Annotated in this window: 16 protein-coding genes; all 16 read right to left on the bottom strand. The window is 54.6% G+C overall.

From position 1 onward, the window contains the following. Positions 1-9: 9 nt before the first annotated feature. The 16 genes from menF to J8X26_RS10965 all read right to left on the bottom strand — a co-directional run bounded on the left by menF (position 10) and on the right by J8X26_RS10965 (position 17,840). On the bottom strand, positions 10-1,350 hold the full coding sequence (menF, locus tag J8X26_RS11040; RefSeq protein WP_208950901.1) for an isochorismate synthase MenF: 1,341 nt from the start codon (positions 1,348-1,350) through the stop codon (positions 10-12). 230 nt (positions 1,351-1,580) lie between these two features. Then, on the bottom strand, positions 1,581-1,889 hold the full coding sequence (locus tag J8X26_RS11035; protein WP_152324361.1) for a DUF883 family protein: 309 nt from the start codon (positions 1,887-1,889) through the stop codon (positions 1,581-1,583). 103 nt (positions 1,890-1,992) lie between these two features. Next, entirely contained in the window at positions 1,993-2,508 is a 516-nt protein-coding gene (locus J8X26_RS11030; protein ID WP_208950900.1) for a DUF1097 domain-containing protein, read from the bottom strand. Positions 2,509-2,712: 204 nt separating this feature from the next. Continuing rightward, positions 2,713-4,173: an NADH-quinone oxidoreductase subunit NuoN gene (gene nuoN / locus J8X26_RS11025; protein WP_015696468.1), complete on the bottom strand. Its 1,461-nt coding sequence runs from the start codon at positions 4,171-4,173 to the stop codon at positions 2,713-2,715. Positions 4,174-4,179: 6 nt separating this feature from the next. Next, complete coding sequence (nuoM, locus tag J8X26_RS11020; protein WP_152324363.1) at positions 4,180-5,709, bottom strand: NADH-quinone oxidoreductase subunit M; 1,530 nt, start codon at positions 5,707-5,709, stop codon at positions 4,180-4,182. A gap of 97 nt (positions 5,710-5,806) precedes the next feature. Next, complete coding sequence (nuoL, locus tag J8X26_RS11015) at positions 5,807-7,654, bottom strand: NADH-quinone oxidoreductase subunit L (RefSeq protein ID WP_208950899.1); 1,848 nt, start codon at positions 7,652-7,654, stop codon at positions 5,807-5,809. Beyond that, positions 7,651-7,953, bottom strand: coding sequence for an NADH-quinone oxidoreductase subunit NuoK (nuoK, locus tag J8X26_RS11010; RefSeq protein ID WP_004936014.1), 303 nt, complete (start codon positions 7,951-7,953; stop codon positions 7,651-7,653). The genes nuoL and nuoK overlap by 4 nt, the downstream gene beginning before the upstream one ends. After that, a complete protein-coding gene (nuoJ, locus tag J8X26_RS11005; protein WP_165058292.1) occupies positions 7,950-8,510 on the bottom strand; it encodes an NADH-quinone oxidoreductase subunit J in 561 nt (186 codons plus the stop codon). Before nuoJ ends, nuoK begins: the two co-directional genes overlap by 4 nt. Before the next feature lie 12 nt (positions 8,511-8,522). Further along, positions 8,523-9,065, bottom strand: coding sequence for an NADH-quinone oxidoreductase subunit NuoI (nuoI, locus tag J8X26_RS11000; protein ID WP_112289933.1), 543 nt, complete (start codon positions 9,063-9,065; stop codon positions 8,523-8,525). Positions 9,066-9,079: 14 nt separating this feature from the next. Continuing rightward, entirely contained in the window at positions 9,080-10,057 is a 978-nt protein-coding gene (gene nuoH, locus J8X26_RS10995) for an NADH-quinone oxidoreductase subunit NuoH (protein WP_013574595.1), read from the bottom strand. Next, positions 10,054-12,780: an NADH-quinone oxidoreductase subunit NuoG gene (nuoG, locus tag J8X26_RS10990; protein WP_208950898.1), complete on the bottom strand. Its 2,727-nt coding sequence runs from the start codon at positions 12,778-12,780 to the stop codon at positions 10,054-10,056. The genes nuoH and nuoG overlap by 4 nt, the downstream gene beginning before the upstream one ends. Before the next feature lie 141 nt (positions 12,781-12,921). After that, positions 12,922-14,283 carry an NADH-quinone oxidoreductase subunit NuoF gene (nuoF, locus tag J8X26_RS10985; RefSeq protein ID WP_152324367.1) on the bottom strand — a complete coding sequence of 454 codons (1,362 nt, stop codon included), beginning with the start codon at positions 14,281-14,283 and terminating at the stop codon, positions 12,922-12,924. Then, positions 14,280-14,816, bottom strand: coding sequence for an NADH-quinone oxidoreductase subunit NuoE (nuoE, locus tag J8X26_RS10980; RefSeq protein WP_226790007.1), 537 nt, complete (start codon positions 14,814-14,816; stop codon positions 14,280-14,282). Before nuoE ends, nuoF begins: the two co-directional genes overlap by 4 nt. Positions 14,817-14,818: 2 nt before the next feature. Beyond that, on the bottom strand, positions 14,819-16,618 hold the full coding sequence (nuoC, locus tag J8X26_RS10975; protein ID WP_208950897.1) for an NADH-quinone oxidoreductase subunit C/D: 1,800 nt from the start codon (positions 16,616-16,618) through the stop codon (positions 14,819-14,821). An 81-nt stretch (positions 16,619-16,699) separates the two neighbouring features. Continuing rightward, positions 16,700-17,374 (bottom strand): NADH-quinone oxidoreductase subunit B family protein, encoded by a 675-nt coding sequence (locus J8X26_RS10970; RefSeq protein WP_101076105.1) that lies wholly within the window; start codon positions 17,372-17,374, stop codon positions 16,700-16,702. A 22-nt stretch (positions 17,375-17,396) separates the two neighbouring features. Next, complete coding sequence (locus tag J8X26_RS10965) at positions 17,397-17,840, bottom strand: NADH-quinone oxidoreductase subunit A (protein WP_104921271.1); 444 nt, start codon at positions 17,838-17,840, stop codon at positions 17,397-17,399. Positions 17,841-18,003 lie beyond the last annotated feature (163 nt).

The raw sequence follows: 18,003 nt of genomic DNA, 5'->3' as shown, positions 1-18,003 counted from the left end.
GGCAAAGGATTATCCGGCCTGAACGGCAGGCGTGTAGTGCTCTTCCAGCAAAGTACGCAAACCGGCGGCTTTGTTTTCGATTTCCTGCCATTCCTGTGCAGCGTCAGAACCGGCGACAATCCCCGCCCCGGCGTAAAGTTCCAGCTGTTGCCCTTTTACCGCCGCAGAGCGCAATGCCACGGTAAATTCACTTTGTTCGGAACTGAGATACCCGGCAGAACCGGCGTACCACTGGCGGTCAAATGGCTCATAACGGGCGATAAATTCACGCGCGGCCTGACGCGGTAATCCGGCCACCGCCGCCGTCGGTTGCAGACGTTGCAGGCATCCGGCGTCATCGGCCTCGGCGAGCTCGCCGTGGATGCTGCGGCGCAGATGCTGCACTTTGCGTAACCGCAGAATCTCAGCGGGCATCACGTCCAGAGAATGCGCCCCGCCCTGCAAACGCTGGCAAATATCATCAACCACCAGCAAATTTTCGCGCTGGTTTTTGCCGTCATTCAGCAGCCATTCACCCAGCATTTGTGCTTCATCATCATCAGGATGATTAGCGACAGTGCCCGCCAGCGCTTCGGTGAATAACTCAGTATGGTCGCGCAGGAACAGACGTTCCGGGCTGGATCCCAGAAAAGCCTGTTGCGGCGTGAACGCCAGCATAAAGTGATAACAGCGATGATTGACTTCGCGGCTGGCGGCGAGGAAAGCGCAGGCGTTCAGCGGCTGGCTGAGCGTTAGGGTAGTTTTACGGGCGAGAACGACTTTGTCGAATTGCTGCTGTTCGATACAGGTCAGCGCCTGTGAAATCAGTTCGTTCCACTGCGGCTGAGCGGGCAAATGCTGGTGCTGGATAACGCGGGAAGTGATCGGCGGCAAATCCCGGCTGGCGACCAGCGAACGCAGGAACAACCGGGTCCGGCGCGCTTCATCACATAACGAAAGGGTGCTGAAAACGGTACAGCGCAGCCAATAAGTGGTGCCTTTGCGGCAGAGTTCAATGCGTGGCAGGAAGAGAGCGTTGGCAGCAAATGCGGCGTCATCGTTGTCCGCATTAAAGGCGTTCAGGCCCCAGATATGCAGATCGGAAATGTCCTGGTACTCGCGGATAAAATCCTGCGCCTGCGACAGGTTGCCAAACGCATAGGCATCGCCACACACGGCGGCTTCTTCATCGCCATCGCGCTGCTGCCAGTAGAATTTTGGATAGCAAGGTTGTGCGGATAACCATTCAAGCAGGCCGGTGTCAGGCTGTTTTTGCAGAGAATAACTGAACTGTCGGATACCCGCGGTATCAGGCCATTCGCCTGCCAGGGCTGTATCAAGCTGTTCAATGATTGCTGATATTTGTTTCACCGCTACCTCGGGCCATACCGGATGTTTTGTGACGGGCAGAAATACCCTTCTGGATCAAAAAACGGGTTGGATCAATTACGGATGAATTATGCGGCGATACGAAAAATGAAAATATGCGACAGATCAAGCTGAAGTGAGTGACGTTAGCTAAGAAGGAGTATAGGAGGAGAGAAAGGAGTAATCAAACGTGAGGTAGCAGGAGCAGCGAAAACCGCTCCTGCTCAGCGGGATTAGCGACGCAGAAGGAGGCCAACCACCAGACCGACGGCCGCGCCTACACCAACGCCGTGCCATGGGTTTTCGCGCACATAGCTGTCAGTTTGTTCTGCAACTTTGCGGGCTTTTTTGCAGTAAGAGCGAGCCTGCGGATCAATGCGCGATTTGATATCTTTCAGTGCATTTTCCGCACGCGCTTTGATTTGGACATACTTCTCATCGGCTTTATCACCGGAAGATTTCAGCACTTCTTCCAGAGTTTCAGTCAGCATACGCAAATCGTCATCTAACGAGTTCTGCTGTGTCTCAAATTGGTCAGCCATATTTATCTCCTTATGATGTGAAAGTTCACACTGCCTATAACCCTAGCGCAGAACGGGAGTAAATGCCCGCCGGATCCCATAAACTGCCGTAAATTCGGGAGTTTTAAGAACCTTCTGACCCTTTGGTTTTCACAAAAACGGCGGATTTTTCCAGCTGCGCACGCGGTTTTTCACGCTGTTTCGCCAGCCATAATCCGCTGTTTTTCATCGCGTAACCGAATACCAGTCCGACCAGCAATGACACCACCACCTGACGCCAGTCGCCCTGCGCGGCAAAAGTCGCACAGGCACCGATAAATGTTCCCGGCACAAAAGCCAGCCACTGTTGCCGGGCCTGAATGCACATCAGGAAAGCGACTACGCCGGTCAGCATGTAACCGAGAATGCTCCATTCGGGGCGCATGGCGCTGCCCGCGATAATGACGACCGCCCAAAAGACACCGCTCATGCAGGTCAGCGTACTGATCAGTAATCCGCGTAGTCCACCCTGCGGACAGGCGAAATATGCCGTGCATCCGAGGAATCCCGCCCAGCTTATCAGCCCAAGGCTGATGGCCACCCAGCCCCAGACACCGGAGAGGATGCCGGTGGTTATGGCAATCATCACTAAAACATTCATGGTGTAAATCCATACGAATCTGAACAAGCGCGCAGTGTACGCATTGGCGGGAATAATGGAATGGGCAAGATCACAAAACGAATGTAATTTTTGAATGAACGTACATATAAATGTGATTTATATCACAAAAATGCATCGATAGGATTAAAAAAGCCGCTCATGAGAGCGGCTTTGTCAGCTTTCAGACTGCGTGTACAGGCTTTATCAGAGCAGCGGTTGCGCCATCTGCACCAGCGAGATCAGCGGTTGCGGGAAGATACCCAGCAGCAGCACCAGAATCGCGGAAATCAGTACAACCACCCCGCCTGCCGTGAGCGCCCAGTTATTAGGCGTATCACGAACCAGCGTTTCAGGCGCGCTCAGATACAGGCTCACCGTTACGCGCAGATAGTAGTAAAGACCAATCGCAGAACCGACAACCACAGCACCGGTCAGCCACCACAGATGCGCGGTCACACCGGTCGCAATCACGTAGAACTTACCGATAAAGCCCAGCGTCATCGGAATGCCGGCGAGTGACAGCATCATCACGGTCATTACAGCAGACAGGATTGGCTTATGCCAGAACAGACCACGGTAGGAGAACAGCGATTCCGCGTCCGGACCTTTGTACGGGCTGGACATCAGGCTGACCACACCGAAAGCACCGAGGCTGCTGAACAGATAACCGGCCAGGTAAACGCCGACAGTTTCCATCGACAACTGATGCGTTTGTACCGCAATCAGCGCCACCAGCAGATAACCAAGGTGAGCGATGGAGGAGTAACCCAGCAGACGTTTGATATTGCTCTGGCTGATTGCCATCAGGTTACCGACCAGAATTGAGCAGAACGCAATAATGCTCAGCACAATCCGGATCGATTCGCTGTCAGCCACCGGCGCGTAGAGGAACAAACGCATCACTACCGCGAAGATTGCGATTTTGCTGGCGGTTGCCAGGAAAGTCGAAACCGGTGCAGGTGCGCCCTGATAAACGTCTGGCGTCCACAGGTGGAACGGAACCAGCGACAGTTTGAACCCGAGACCGACAATCATCATGCCCAGACCGGCCATCAGCAGTGGCTGATGCAGCATCACGCCGTCACCCAGATTTTTGCCCAGAGATGCGAAGGACAAATCACCGGACTGTGCGTACAGCAGTGCCATACCGAACAGCAGGAAAGAAGACGCAGCAGCCGACAGCAGCATGTATTTGATAGCCGCTTCCAGAGAACGTTTCTGGCGGTAGGCGTAACCAATCAGGCCGAACAATGGCAGGGAAATCAGTTCGATCCCGAGGAACATTGACGCCAGATGGTTTGAACATGCCAGCAGAATGCCGCCCATGGCCGCGATGAGAACTAACAGGTAGAACTCTTCACGGTTGTCCGGATAACCGGCCAGCCACGGGTAAGCAAACGTACTGGTGGCCAGACTCGCCAGCAGCACCAGCCCGATGTAGAACATCGAGTAGCCGTCAACGCGCAGCAACGGTGTGACGTCCTGCGGCCCGACCTGTCCGACGTAGTAAAGGGAAAGTAAGGCAACGTTCAGCCCGATGACTGTCAGAGTGGCATTAAGAAAATGGTCGCGTCGCCACGCAATGGACAGCATCACCACCACCACCGTCAATCCGACGATCATCAGCGGTAATAGTGCGATCAGATTTTGAAGTGTAAATGTCATGGCGAATTACGGCCTTGTCGTTGAAATAGTGGAAACTGAAGACCCGAACCAGTGCTGAATGTTGCTCATCGCGGCGCTTGAAGTATCCAGAATTGGCTGCGGGTAGAAGCCCAGCGCCACCAGCAATACAACAAGTAACAGGATGATCGACAGTTCGCGTGAGGTCATGCCCGGCAGCGGTTCGTCAGATTTTGCTTTGCCATAGTAAGCGCGCTGCATCATCACCAGTGAGTAAACCGAAGCGAACACCAGACCAAAGGTTGAGATGACAGTGATCACCGGCACAACCGGGTAGCTGCCGAACAGGATCTGGAATTCACCGACGAAGTTACCGGTACCCGGCATCCCCAAGGTGGCGACGGCGAAGAACAGCGACAACGCTGGCAGGTATTTAATCCGGCCCCACAATCCGCCCATCTGGCGCATATCACGGGTATGCAGACGTTCGTAAAGCTGACCACAGATGATGAACATACCGGCTGCGGACAGGCCGTGTGCAATCATCTGAATCACTGCGCCCTGGTACGCCAGCTGGCTGCCCGTGTAGATGGCAATCAGTACGAAGCCCATATGCGATACGGAGGTGTATGCAATCAGACGTTTAATGTCGGTCTGACAGAACGCCATCCACGCGCCGTAGAAGATACCAATCACACCCAGCCACATGGCAATCGGGGCAAACTGGTGAGACGCTTCCGGGAACAGCGGCAGACAGAAACGCAACATCCCGTAGGCTGCGGTTTTCAGCAAGATACCGGCTAAGTCGACGGAACCGGCGGTCGGTGCCTGACTGTGTGCATCGGGTAACCAGCCGTGCAATGGCACAACCGGCATTTTCACCGCGAACGCGATGAAGAAACCGAGCATCAGCAGATATTCTACACCGTGCGACATTGGCGTTTTCAGCAGGTCAGCGTAATTGAACGTCCATACACCGGTGGCGTTGTAATGCACAAACACCAGACCGAGTATGGCAATCAACATCACCAGACCGCTGGACTGCGTATAGATGAAGAATTTGGTTGCTGCGCTGATACGCGTTTTACCGTCTGACGCTTTGTGTCCCCACAAGGCAATCAGGAAGTACATCGGCACCAGCATCATTTCCCAGAAGAAGAAGAACAGGAACATGTCGATGGCGAGGAACACGCCGATTACGCCGCCGAGGATCCACAGTAAGTTCAGGTGGAAGAAGCCCTGATACTTCTGGATTTCACGCCACGAACAGAGGATCGCCAGAACACCCAGCAGACCGGTCAGAACCACCATCAGCAGGGACAAACCGTCCAGCGCCAGATGGAAGCTGATGCCAAAACGAGGGATCCACGGCACCGAAAATTCGGATTGCCACTGTGGAATACCCGCAGGCGTCGTTAATGAATATCCTCCCTGCAACCACAATTGCACGGAAAGAGCCAGCGTCAGCCCCATCGCAATCAACGCGATCCAGCGCGGTACTTTGCTCCCAAAGCGCTCAGTCTGCCAGCACAGCAGCCCGCCGATAAAGGGGATAAATATTAGCCAAGGTAATAGCATGGCGTGTCGTTCCCTTCTTTTATGCCCGAAGGCTATTTCACTTGCCGGTCAGTTACACCAACAGACCGGCATTGATAACTACACCCGTAATGCAGGCTTAAATCACCAGCAGCAGCGCCAGAACGACGACCGCACCGAGCCCCATTGACGCGACGTACCAACGTACCTGACCGTTTTCGCTCAGAGTCAGACCACGGTTACCCAGACGGGCAAACAGCGCAGGCAGATTCATCATCGAGTTCAGCGGATCACGTTGCAGGAGTTTCGCGACCAGCAGATAAGGTTTCACGAAAATCATGTCGTACAGCCAGTCGAAGCCCCAGGCATGGAACCACCAGGTCGTGAAGAAACGACCCGGTGCGCTTTTCGCAATGCTGTTGACCAGCGAGCGTTTACCCAGATACAGGGCCGCCGCCAGCAGAATGCCAGCAATTGCAATCACGCCTGATGTGATTTCCAGCGTCAGCACGCTGCCATGCGCCAGCTCAGTGGTATCCGGCAGTACGCCTTTCAGTGGCGGAACAATCATCGCGCCAATGAAGGTGGACAGAACCAGTAACACCAGCAGCGGCAGGTGGTGAGTGATGCCTTTACCCGCATGCGCTTTGATTTTCTCTTCGCCATGGAACACGATGAAGATCATGCGGAAGGTGTACAGCGAGGTCATAAACGCACCGACCAGACCGGCAACCATCAGATTCAGGTGTCCGTTAGCCAGCGCACCCGCGAGGATTTCATCTTTACTGAAGAAGCCCGCAGTGATGATTGGCAAGGCCGACAGCGCCGCACCACCGACCAGGAAGCAGAGATAGACAAGAGGAATGGATTTACGTAATCCACCCATTTTGAAAATGTTCTGTTCGTGGTGGCAGGCCAAAATGACCGAACCGGAAGAAAGGAACAACAGTGCTTTGAAGAATGCGTGCGTCATCAGGTGGAAGATAGCGGCATCCCACGCCTGAACGCCCAGCGCCAGGAACATGTAACCAATCTGGCTCATGGTCGAGTACGCAAGAACGCGTTTGATGTCGGTCTGTACCAGCGCAGCAAAACCTGCCAGAACCAGCGTTACCGCACCAATAATGCCCACCAGATGTAGGATCTCCGGCGCCATCAGGAACAGGCCATGAGTACGTGCAATCAGATAAACACCGGCGGTTACCATGGTCGCGGCGTGGATCAGCGCAGAAACCGGCGTCGGACCAGCCATCGCATCTGCCAGCCAGGTCTGCAAAGGAAGCTGCGCGGATTTACCCACGGCGCCACCCAGTAACATCAGGGTTGCCCAGGTGATTGCCGTGTCGCCCACTGCCAGTTTTTGCGGTGCCAGGATCATCAGTTCGCGGAAGTTCAGCGTACCCAGTTCGCGGTAAAGAATGAACAACGCGAAAGCCAGGAACACGTCACCAACACGGGTCACGATAAAGGCTTTCATCGCCGCCGCACCGTTGGCCGGATGGGTGTAGTAGAAACCGATCAGCAGGTAGCTGCACAGACCCACGCCTTCCCAGCCGAGGTACATCAGCAGCAAGTTGTCAGCCAGTACCAGAACCACCATGCTGGCGATAAACAGGTTGGTGTACGCAAAGAAGCGTGAGTAGCCTTCTTCACCGCGCATGTACCAGGAAGCGAACATGTGGATGAAGAAACCGACGCCAGTGACCACAGACAGCATGGTCATTGACAAACCATCGAGCGTCAGTGTGACTGGAATATTGAAGTCACCCACCTGCATCCAGTTCCACAGATGCTGGTTGAAGACTTCAACGCCCGCCGCTTTCTGGCTGAAGAAGTTGATGCCCACATAAACGGTGGTCAGTGCTGCCAGACCAATGGAACCCACGCCAATGGTAGCGGAGGTATTTTCAGACCAGCGACCGCGAGAAAAGGCCAGTAACAGGAAGCCAATCAGCGGGAACAGAATAGTTAAATAGAGTAAGTTCATCCGCGCATCTCACTGACAGTATCAATATTGAGAGTGTGGCGACGGCGATACAGTTGCAACAGCAACGCCAGACCAATACTGGCCTCCGCCGCAGCCAGGCTGATGGCCAGAATGTACATCACCTGCCCGTCTGCTTGACCCCAGTAGCTTCCCGCCACAATAAACGCCAGCGCTGCCGCGTTAATCATCACTTCAAGACTGATTAGCATAAACAACAGATTACGACGAACCAGCAGCCCGGTAAGCCCCAAAACAAAGAGGATCGCGGCCAGAATAAGACCATGTTGTAGAGGGATCATGCTCTCTCCTCCGGTTTTCTTTTTGTAGCCATTTCGGTCGTGGCCGGTGCGTCACCGAAGACTTCACCCGGTTTGTGTTCACGACCAACATGGAATGCCACGACCAGACCGGCCAGCAGCAACATTGACGCCAGCTCAACCGCCAGAACGTAAGGCCCGAACAGCGCGATACCCACCGCTTTCGCGTCAATCATGTCGCCTTTGATGCCATGGTCATGCACACCGAGAATAGACAGGATCATCACCACCAGCAGGATGACTGACAAAACTGAAGGCCCGATCCAGGTGGCAGGTTTGAGCCAGGCACGTTCCTGTTCTTCGACATTGCCGAGGTTGAGCATCATCACGACGAAGACGAAGAGCACCATAATGGCGCCCGCGTAAACGATGATCTCCAGTGCACCGGCGAAGTACGCGCCGAGCGAGAAGAAGACCGCAGCAATCGCCAGTAAAGAGACGATCAGATACAGCAGTGCATGCACCGGGTTGGTGTGCGTGATAACACGCAATGTCGCCAACACGGCCACCAGGGCTGCAATATAAAATGCAAATTCCATGCTTGCGGCTCCTTAAGGCAACAGACCTTTGACGTTGATCGGTTTGGCTTCGTTTTCAGCTTCGCCTTTCGACTTGCCGTCAATCGCCATACCGGCCATCCGGTAGAAATTGTATTCCGGATATTTACCCGGCCCAGAAATCAACAGATCTTCTTTTTCGTACACCAGATCCTGGCGTTTGAATTCGCCCAGCTCGAAGTCCGGCGTCAGCTGAATCGCTGTTGTCGGGCAGGCTTCTTCACACAAACCGCAGAAAATGCAGCGTGAGAAGTTGATGCGGAAGAACTCCGGATACCAGCGGCCATCTTTCATTTCTGCTTTTTGCAGAGAAATACAGCCTACCGGACAGGCTACTGCACACAGGTTACAGGCAACGCAGCGCTCTTCGCCGTCCGGGTCGCGCGTCAGCACGATACGGCCACGGTAGCGCGGAGGCGGATTGACCGGAACTTCAGGGTACATCTGGGTTTCGCGCTTGGCGAAGGCGTGCATGCCTATCATCCACAAGCTGCGAACCTGGGTACCGAACCCGACCACTATGTCTTTCAATGTCATGGTTTCATTACCCCTTATTGCGCGTTGTACAAGATGACCGCAGCGGTCGCCAGCAGATTAAGCAAGGTCAGTGGCAGGCAAACTTTCCAGCCAAATGACATCACCTGGTCGTAGCGGGGACGCGGCAAAGCAGCACGGATCAAAATGAACATCACCATGAAGAAAGCGGTTTTCAGCGCAAACCAGATAAACGGCGGCAGGAACGGCCCCTGCCAGCCACCGAAGAACAAGGTGACGATCAGCGCAGAGACAGTCACGATACCGATGTATTCCCCGACAAAGAACAGACCGAATTTCATACCGGAATATTCAATGTGGTAACCGTCGGCCAGTTCCTGCTCGGCTTCCGGCTGGTCAAACGGGTGGCGGTGACACACAGCCACACCGGCAATCGCAAAGGTCACGAAGCCAAAGAACTGCGGGATGATGTTCCACACATGTGCCTGAGAATTGACGATGTCTTGCAGATTGAAAGAACCCGCCTGCGCCACGACGCCCATCAGCGATAAGCCGAGGAACACTTCGTAGCTCAGCGTCTGAGCGGATGCACGCATCGCCCCCAGCAGCGAGTATTTGTTGTTACTGGACCAGCCAGCAAACAACACCGCATAGACGGTCAGACCGGCCATCATCAGGAAGAACAAAATACCGATGTTCAGGTCTGCGGCGAACCAGGTCGGGCTGACCGGAACAATCGCAAAGGAGATCAACAGGGATGTAAACGCAATCATCGGCGCCAGCGTAAAGATGGCTTTGTCGGTGAATTTAGGTACCCAGTCTTCCTTGAAGAACATTTTGATCATGTCAGCGACCAGTTGCAGGGAACCGCCCCAGCCGACACGGTTTGGTCCGTATCGGTTCTGGAACAGGCCCAGCAAACGGCGCTCGCCGAAGCTCATGAAGGCCCCGCAGGTCACAACAACCAGCAGGATCACCACCGCCTTCAGAATGGCGATCAACGAATCGATGACTACAGGTGTAAACCAGCTCATTGTGCTGCCTCCCGCAGATTTTCAACCGTTGCGCCAACCAGCACCGGAGGAATGCCCGGCAAGCCCAGCGGCAGGCCAACCTGGCCCTGACTCAATGTTTCACTCAGACGAACGGGCAATCTGAGGGTCTGACCGGCACAGGTGAATTCCACCTGAGAACCTGCATTCACCCCTAACTGCGCGGCATCTGCCGGGTTAACCATCACGTAGGCTTCTGGCATACGTTGCTGGATAACTTTCGAGCGCTGTGTCATTTCTTCACTGCCGAACAGGTGATAATAAGGCGCTACACGCCAGTTATCGCTCTGCGCAGTAAAGGCCGCCGGAATCGTGGTGAAGTAATCGAGTGTTCCCTCACCGGCTTCAATCAGACGCACACCCGGATCACCGTGGCGCAGACTGCCGCCCACTTCACTCTGGAATTTGTTCCAGGCTTGCGGTGAGTTCCAGCCCGGCGCCCAGGCGAATGGCACCTGGTTGCGGTTGGCTGTCGGGCTGTTGTTCCCTTCCATCGAGAAGGCAAACATGGTGTCTTTATCTTGTGGCTGACGCGGTTCATGAACGCTGATGTTCGCGCGCATAGCGGTACGACCACTTGAACGTGCCGGAGAACGCGCCAGCTTCTGACCACGAATACGGAAGCTGGCGTTTGGCGCCGCTTCTACCATGCCTTTCAGCTGTGGCAGAGCTTCAACACAGGCTTCAATCACGTGATCAAGCTGAGTCCAGTCAACATGACGGCTGTTGATAGTGGAATGCAGCGAGTGCATCCAGCGCCAGCTTTCGAGCATGGCAACCGTTGTGTCGTAGTAAGCCGGGTCATAAACCTGGAAGAAGCGCTGTGCGCGACCTTCCTGATTTACCAGCGTACCGTCGCTTTCGGCAAAACTCGCCGCAGGCAGGATCAGGCTGGCTTTATCCATGATGCGGGTACGCTGATGGTCAACGACCAGCAGGTTCTGCACATTAGCTAATGCTGCATCGACTTTCGCCTCAGGCGCCTGACGGTAAAGGTCATTTTCCATCACAATCGCGCTGTCTGCTTCGCCACGGGTCAGCAACTCAAGTGCTTCATCGAGTGTGCCACCGCCAATCATCGAAAGACCGATACTGTTAGCCGCAGAAGCCACGAACGTAATGCCGACATCACTGCCCGCAATTTTCAGCGCTTTGGCGATATTGGCCGCTGCTTCGATAATGGCGTCAGAGCCGGCGTTAGAACCGGTGATGATCAATGGCTTGCGGGCACCGGTCAGCGCCTGCACGATCACGTCGATTTTCTTGCTCAGGCCATCAGCCAGATCGGTGACCGCTGGCGCAGAATTATCCAGTGCATGAGCGATAGCAAAGCCGAAACGCGCCTGCTCATCGACCGGTGCACGGTAATTGTAGGCCGCGATATCGTCGAGTTTGGTGTTGTCTACGTTGGTCATAAACAGCGGGTGTTTGGCGTGCTGACCGATGTTCTGAACAGCGGCGATTTGCCAGTCGGCAACGCGCTGAGCCGCAGCCATCGCGCGGGCTTTACCTTTAACAGCCTGACGCACAGACAATGCGATACGCGCACCGGTCTGGGTTAAATCTTCGCCCAGCACCAGAACGGCATCGTAATCTTCAATTTCACGCAGCGCCGGTGTGTGAACACCGCTGTTGCGCAGAATGTTCAGCATCAGTTGCAGACGCCCCTGCTCTGCCGCGTTAATTCCGGTATAAAAGTTTTCAGCACCGACCAGTTCACGCAACGCAAAGTTGCTTTCCAGGCTGGCACGCGGAGAACCGATACCGATGGTTTTCTTCGCCTGACGGATAATGTCTGCCGCGCCCTGCATCGCCTGTTCTGCGTTAAGTTCGATCCAGTCATTACCACGCAGCTGCAAAGGTTTCTTCGGACGATCTTTCAGGTTCACATAGCCATAACCGAAACGACCACGGTCGCATAGGAAGTAGTGGTTTACGGTACCGTTATAACGGTTTTCGATACGACGCAGTTCGCCGTAACGCTCACCCGGGCTGGTATTGCAGCCAACAGAACATTGCTGACAGATGCTTGGTGCAAACTGCATGTCCCATTTACGGTTATAGCGTTCGGAGTGCGTTTTATCGGTGAATACGCCGGTCGGACACACTTCTACCAGGTTACCGGAGAACTCGCTTTCCAGCGGGCCATCTTCCGGGCGGCCGAAATAGACGTTGTCGTGTGCGCCATAAACGCCCAGATCAGTGCCGTCCGCGTAATCCTTGTAGTAACGGACACAGCGATAACAGGCGATACAGCGGTTCATTTCATGAGAGATGAACGGACCGAGATCCTGGTTGTTATGCGTACGTTTGGTGAAGCGGTAACGGCGCATACTGTGGCCGGTCATCACTGTCATATCCTGCAGGTGACAGTTACCGCCTTCCTCACACACCGGACAATCGTGCGGGTGGTTGGTCATCAGCCATTCCACGACGCTTTCACGGAATTCTTTCGCTTCAGAGTCGTCGATGGAAATGAAGGTGCCATCAGACGCTGGTGTCATACATGACATCACCAGACGACCGCGCGTGTCTTCCGCATTTTGGTATTGCTTAACCGCACATTGGCGGCAAGCGCCGACGCTTCCCAGCGCCGGATGCCAGCAAAAATAAGGAATATCGAGGCCGAGAGAGAGGCAAGCCTGTAACAGGTTGTCCGCTCCGTCTACATCGTATTCTTTGCCGTCTACATGAATCGTAGCCATAGTCAGCATGCTTCCACGTGGCCCGCCTGAGCGGGCGTTAATCAAAAATTCTTGCCGGGTTGGCGTATATCATTCGACAGCGCGTCCCTTGTTCCGGAAATTCGCGCACAGCGGGCTCACGTCCGCTGCCTGTTGCCTTCACTACCAGCGCTCTTTCAGCAGATTGTTTGGCTGAATGCCCGCAATCGCATGTGCGTTGTTGTAATGCTGTTTGGCGATACCCGCCTCAAATTCTTCCCGGAAATATTTAATCGCACTCTGCAATGGCTCCACGGCACCCGGCGCGTGTGCGCAGAAGGTTTTGCCCGGGCCAAGCTGGCGGCAAAGTTGCAGGAGAGTTTCGATATCCCCCGGCTGACCTTCACCCCGTTCCAGCGCACGAAGAATTTTCACACTCCACGGCAGGCCATCGCGGCACGGTGTACACCAGCCACAAGATTCGCGGGCGAAGAACTCTTCCAGGTTGCGTACCAGCGGAACCATGCCGATTTCGTGATCCACGGCCATCGCCAGCGCAGTCCCCAGACGGCTGCCGGCTTTACCAATGCTGGCAAAGTCCATCGGCAGGTCCAGATGATCGGCGGTCAGGAAGTCAGTCCCTGCCCCGCCCGGCTGCCAGGCTTTGAATTTCAGACCATCGCGCATGCCACCGGCATAGTCTTCAAGAATTTCACGTGCGGTAGTCCCAAACGGCAGCTCCCAGACGCCCGGATTTTTAACCCGGCCGGAGAAACCCATCAGTTTGGTGCCGGCATCTTCACTTTTGCCCGCAGACATACCTTTGTACCAGTCCACGCCGTGCTCAAGGATCGCTGGCACGTTGCACAGGGTTTCGACGTTATTAACGCAGGTCGGTTTACCCCATGCACCGGCAGATGCCGGGAACGGTGGCTTGGAACGCGGGTTAGCACGACGGCCTTCCAGCGAGTTAATCAGCGCAGTTTCTTCACCGCAGATGTAACGCCCTGCGCCGGTGTGAACAATCAGTTCAAAATCAAAACCGGTGCCGAGGATGTTTTTACCCAGCAGGCCCGCTTCGGTAGCTTCGGCAATCGCACGACGTAAGTTAACAGCCGCTTCAATGTATTCGCCGCGCAGGAAGATATAACCACGGTAAGATTTCAGCGCGAATGCCGAGATCAACATGCCTTCCACCAGCAGGTGCGGCATTTGCTCCATCAGCATGCGGTCTTTATACGTACCCGGCTCCATCTCATCGGCGTTACACAGCAGATAGCGGATGTTCATGCTTTCGTCTTTCGGCATCAGACTCCACTTCAGACCGGTGGAGAAACCTGCGCCGCCGCGCCCTTTCAGGCCCGCGTCTTTAACCAGATTGACGATTTCTTCCTGAGCCATGCCTTTGAGGGCTTTTTCTGCACCGACGTAACCGTTTTTGCTGCGGTATTCGTCGAACCAGACAGGCTGTTTATCCTCACGCATACGCCAGGTCAGCGGATGCATCTCCGGTGTGCGTTCGATATGTCTTGGAATGTAGGTCATGCGTAGCGCTCCAGTAGCGAGCCGATCGCTTCCGGCGTCAGGTGGCTGTGCGTGTCCTCGTCAATCATCATTGACGGGCCTTTGTCACAGTTACCGAGGCAGCAGGTCGGCAGCAGGGTAAAGCGTCCGTCTTCGGTCGTTTCGCCCGGCTTGATGTGCAACTGTTGTTCCAGAGCAGCCTGGATCCCCTGATAACCGGTGATGTGGCACACCACGCTGTCACAGTAACGGATCACATGGCGCCCCACCGGCTGACGGAAGATCTGGCTGTAGAATGTCGCCACACCTTCGACGTCGCTGGCAGGAATGCCCAGAACATCGGAGATCGCGTAGATAGCGCCATCAGGCACCCAGCCACGCGCCTTTTGCACGATCTTCAGCGCTTCGATAGAGGCCGCGCGGGCATCTTCGTAGTGATGTTTTTCGTGCTCAATCGCTTCACGTTCAGCGTCGCTCAGCACAAACACCGGCGGCGCGACGGGCTCGCTGACGTTGATGTACTGAACTTCTGAGTCTTTATTGATATCTGTCATCGTTAGCGGTCCACATCTGACATTACAAAATCGATACTGCCCAGATACACGATCAGGTCGGATACCAGGCTGCCACGGATTACGGACGGGATCTGCTGCAAATGCGGGAAGCTTGGCGTACGGACACGGGTGCGGTAGCTCATGGTGCTGCCGTCACTGGTCAGGTAGTAGCTGTTGATCCCTTTGGTTGCTTCAACCATCTGGAAAGATTCTTGCGCAGGCATGACCGGCCCCCACGACACTTGCAGGAAGTGGGTGATCAGGGTTTCGATGTGTTGCAGCGTGCGCTCTTTCGGTGGCGGCGTGGTCAGCGGGTGATCCGCCTTGAACGGGCCTTCCGGCATGTTTTTGTAGCACTGTTCCAGAATGCGCAGACTCTGACGCAGTTCTTCTACTTTGAGCATGACGCGGGAATAGCAGTCACTGACGCCATCACCTGTCGGAACTTCAAAGTCAAAGTTTTCATAGCCAGAATAGGGACGCCATTTACGCACGTCGAACGGGATACCCGTTGCGCGCAGGCCAGCACCGGTGGTGCCCCAGGCCAGAGCGTCATCTGCGTTATACGCAGCCACGCCTTTGGAACGGCCAATCAGAATGGTGTTTTTCAGCGCCGCTTTGACGTAGGAATCCAGACGCGCTGGCATCCAGTCAAGGAACTCACGCAGCAGGCGATCCCAGCCTTTCGGCAGGTCATGTGCAACGCCACCAATACGGAACCAGGCCGGGTGCATACGGAAACCGGTGATCGCTTCCACCAGATCGTAGATTTTCTGACGATCGGTGAAGGCAAAGAACACCGGCGTCATCGCGCCCACATCCTGAATAAACGTAGAGATGTACAGCAGATGGCTGTTGATACGGAACAGTTCAGACAGCATCACGCGGATGGTGTTAACGCGATCCGGCGTTACGATACCGGCCAGTTTTTCAACCGCCAGCACGTAAGGCATTTCGTTAACACAACCGCCAAGATATTCGATACGGTCGGTATACGGGATGTAGCTATGCCAGGACTGACGTTCGCCCATTTTTTCAGCACCACGGTGGTGGTAACCGACGTCCGGAACGCAGTCGACAATTTCTTCGCCATCAAGCTGCAATACGATACGGAACGCACCGTGCGCGGACGGATGGTTTGGCCCGAGGTTGAGGAACATGAAGTCCTCGTTGTCGGTACCGCGCTTCATGCCCCAGTCCTCCGGCTTGAAGGTCAGCGATTCCATCTCAAGTTCTTCTTTTTGCTTAGTCAGCTCATAAGGGTCGAACTCGGTGGCGCGCGCCGGATAATCTTTACGTAGCGGGTGACCTTCCCAGGTCTGCGGCATCATGATGCGCGTCAGGTGCGGGTGACCATCAAAGGTAATACCGAACATTTCCCAGGTTTCGCGCTCGTACCAGTTGGCGTTCGGGAAAACCTTGGTAACGGTCGGAACATAGAGATCGTTTTCTGACAACGCCACCTTGATCATGATGTCGCGGTTACGCTCGACCGAGATCAGGTGGTAGAAAACGGAAAAATCCGCAGCCGGTAAACCGTCGCGGTGAGTACGTAAACGCTCATCAAAGCCATGCAAATCGAAAAGCATGACATAAGGTTTTGGCTGTTTTCGTAAAAAGGTAATCGCTTCCAGTACCTGTTCGCGCTTGAACCATACCACGGGAATTCCGGTACGGGTTGCCTGAACAGTAAAGGCCTCTGGCCCAAAACGGTTACGCAATTCGCCAATAACCGGATCATCGAGATGATCACGGGTATGCCATGCTGGCAGGGCGGAATCTTGCGTCGTCAAATCTGTCATATTTTTTTCACCACACTAAATGGTCATTTATGCCGTAAGGGGGACACCTCACCCCTCAGGGTTGACTCTCAGACCGCAGTGTTAAATCTCGTCCGGCGAACGCAGATTTGTCACGGCAATACGCTCAGCACGTTTACGCTCTTTTTCAGACTGCATATTCGCGCGGTAAACACCCTGATCGCCGACAACCCATGACAATGGGCGACGTTCTTTACCGATAGACTCCTGCAGCAGCAGTAATGCCTGCATATACGCTTCCGGACGCGGCGGGCAACCCGGGATATACACGTCGACAGGCAGGAATTTATCCACACCCTGCACAACTGAGTAAATATCGTACATGCCGCCGGAATTCGCACAGGCGCCCATCGAAATCACCCATTTTGGTTCCAGCATCTGGTCGTACAGGCGCTGAATAACCGGGGCCATTTTGGTGAAGCAGGTACCTGCAACCACCATGAAGTCAGCCTGACGGGGTGATGCACGCAGAACTTCTGCCCCAAAACGCGCAACGTCATGCACCGCAGTGAATGACGTCACCATTTCGACGTAGCAGCAGGAAAGGCCGAAGTTGTAGGGCCAGAGGGAGTTTTTGCGTCCCCAGTTCACCATGCCGTGCAATGATTCCTGGAGATTCCCCATGAAAACGCTGCGCTTAACCTGCTCCTGAAGAGGATCGCCGACGACCTCCTGGTTTTGCAGGGGGTAACGGTCGTTCTCACCGTCCGGGTCTATGCGGGTGAGCGTATAGTCCATCTTAATGCCTCGCTATGACTGCTTACTGAGGGTGATTGTTGGTATTAATTGCCGGGCTCGGTTTAACAGGTCCTTTCGAACGTGTTGGGGTCCAGTCGAGTGCGCCAATTCGCACCAGATAGAACAAACCGGCCAGCAGTACCAAAATGAAAATGGTGGCTTCAACGAATCCCGTCCAGCCGCTTTCGCGGATTGACGTCGACCATGCATAGAGATACAGGGCTTCAACGTCGAAAATGACGAAAAACATTGCAACCAGATAGAACTTTGCGGAAAGGCGCAGACGGGCAGTGCCCACCGAGGCGATACCTGATTCAAAAGGCGTGTTTTTGTAGCGTGCTCTGGCTCTCCCGCCAAGGAACGCGGCGCCCAGTAACATCAGGCAGCACAGCCCAACGGCAACGATAAGAAAAACGGCGAACGCCCAATGTTGAGCGATGACTTCAGTGGCTGTTGACATACTCATTGCTTACTCATCAAAAGTGGCACTTTGGCATCTGCTCTTAGGGCCGGCAGTTTGCGTACCACATCGATTCAAGGGAAGGATTAATAACCACACAGTTCACGGCTCAACAAGGCATTAAGCCAGTGATTTGTTGTGGGCTTTTTACCCTTTTCTATAACCTTTT

The organism is Rahnella sp. ChDrAdgB13 (assembly GCF_017655185.1).
Taxonomy (GTDB): domain Bacteria; phylum Pseudomonadota; class Gammaproteobacteria; order Enterobacterales; family Enterobacteriaceae; genus Rahnella; species Rahnella contaminans.
The sequence above is the reverse complement of the archived record's forward strand: the minus strand, read 5'-3'. Positions and strand labels throughout refer to the sequence as shown.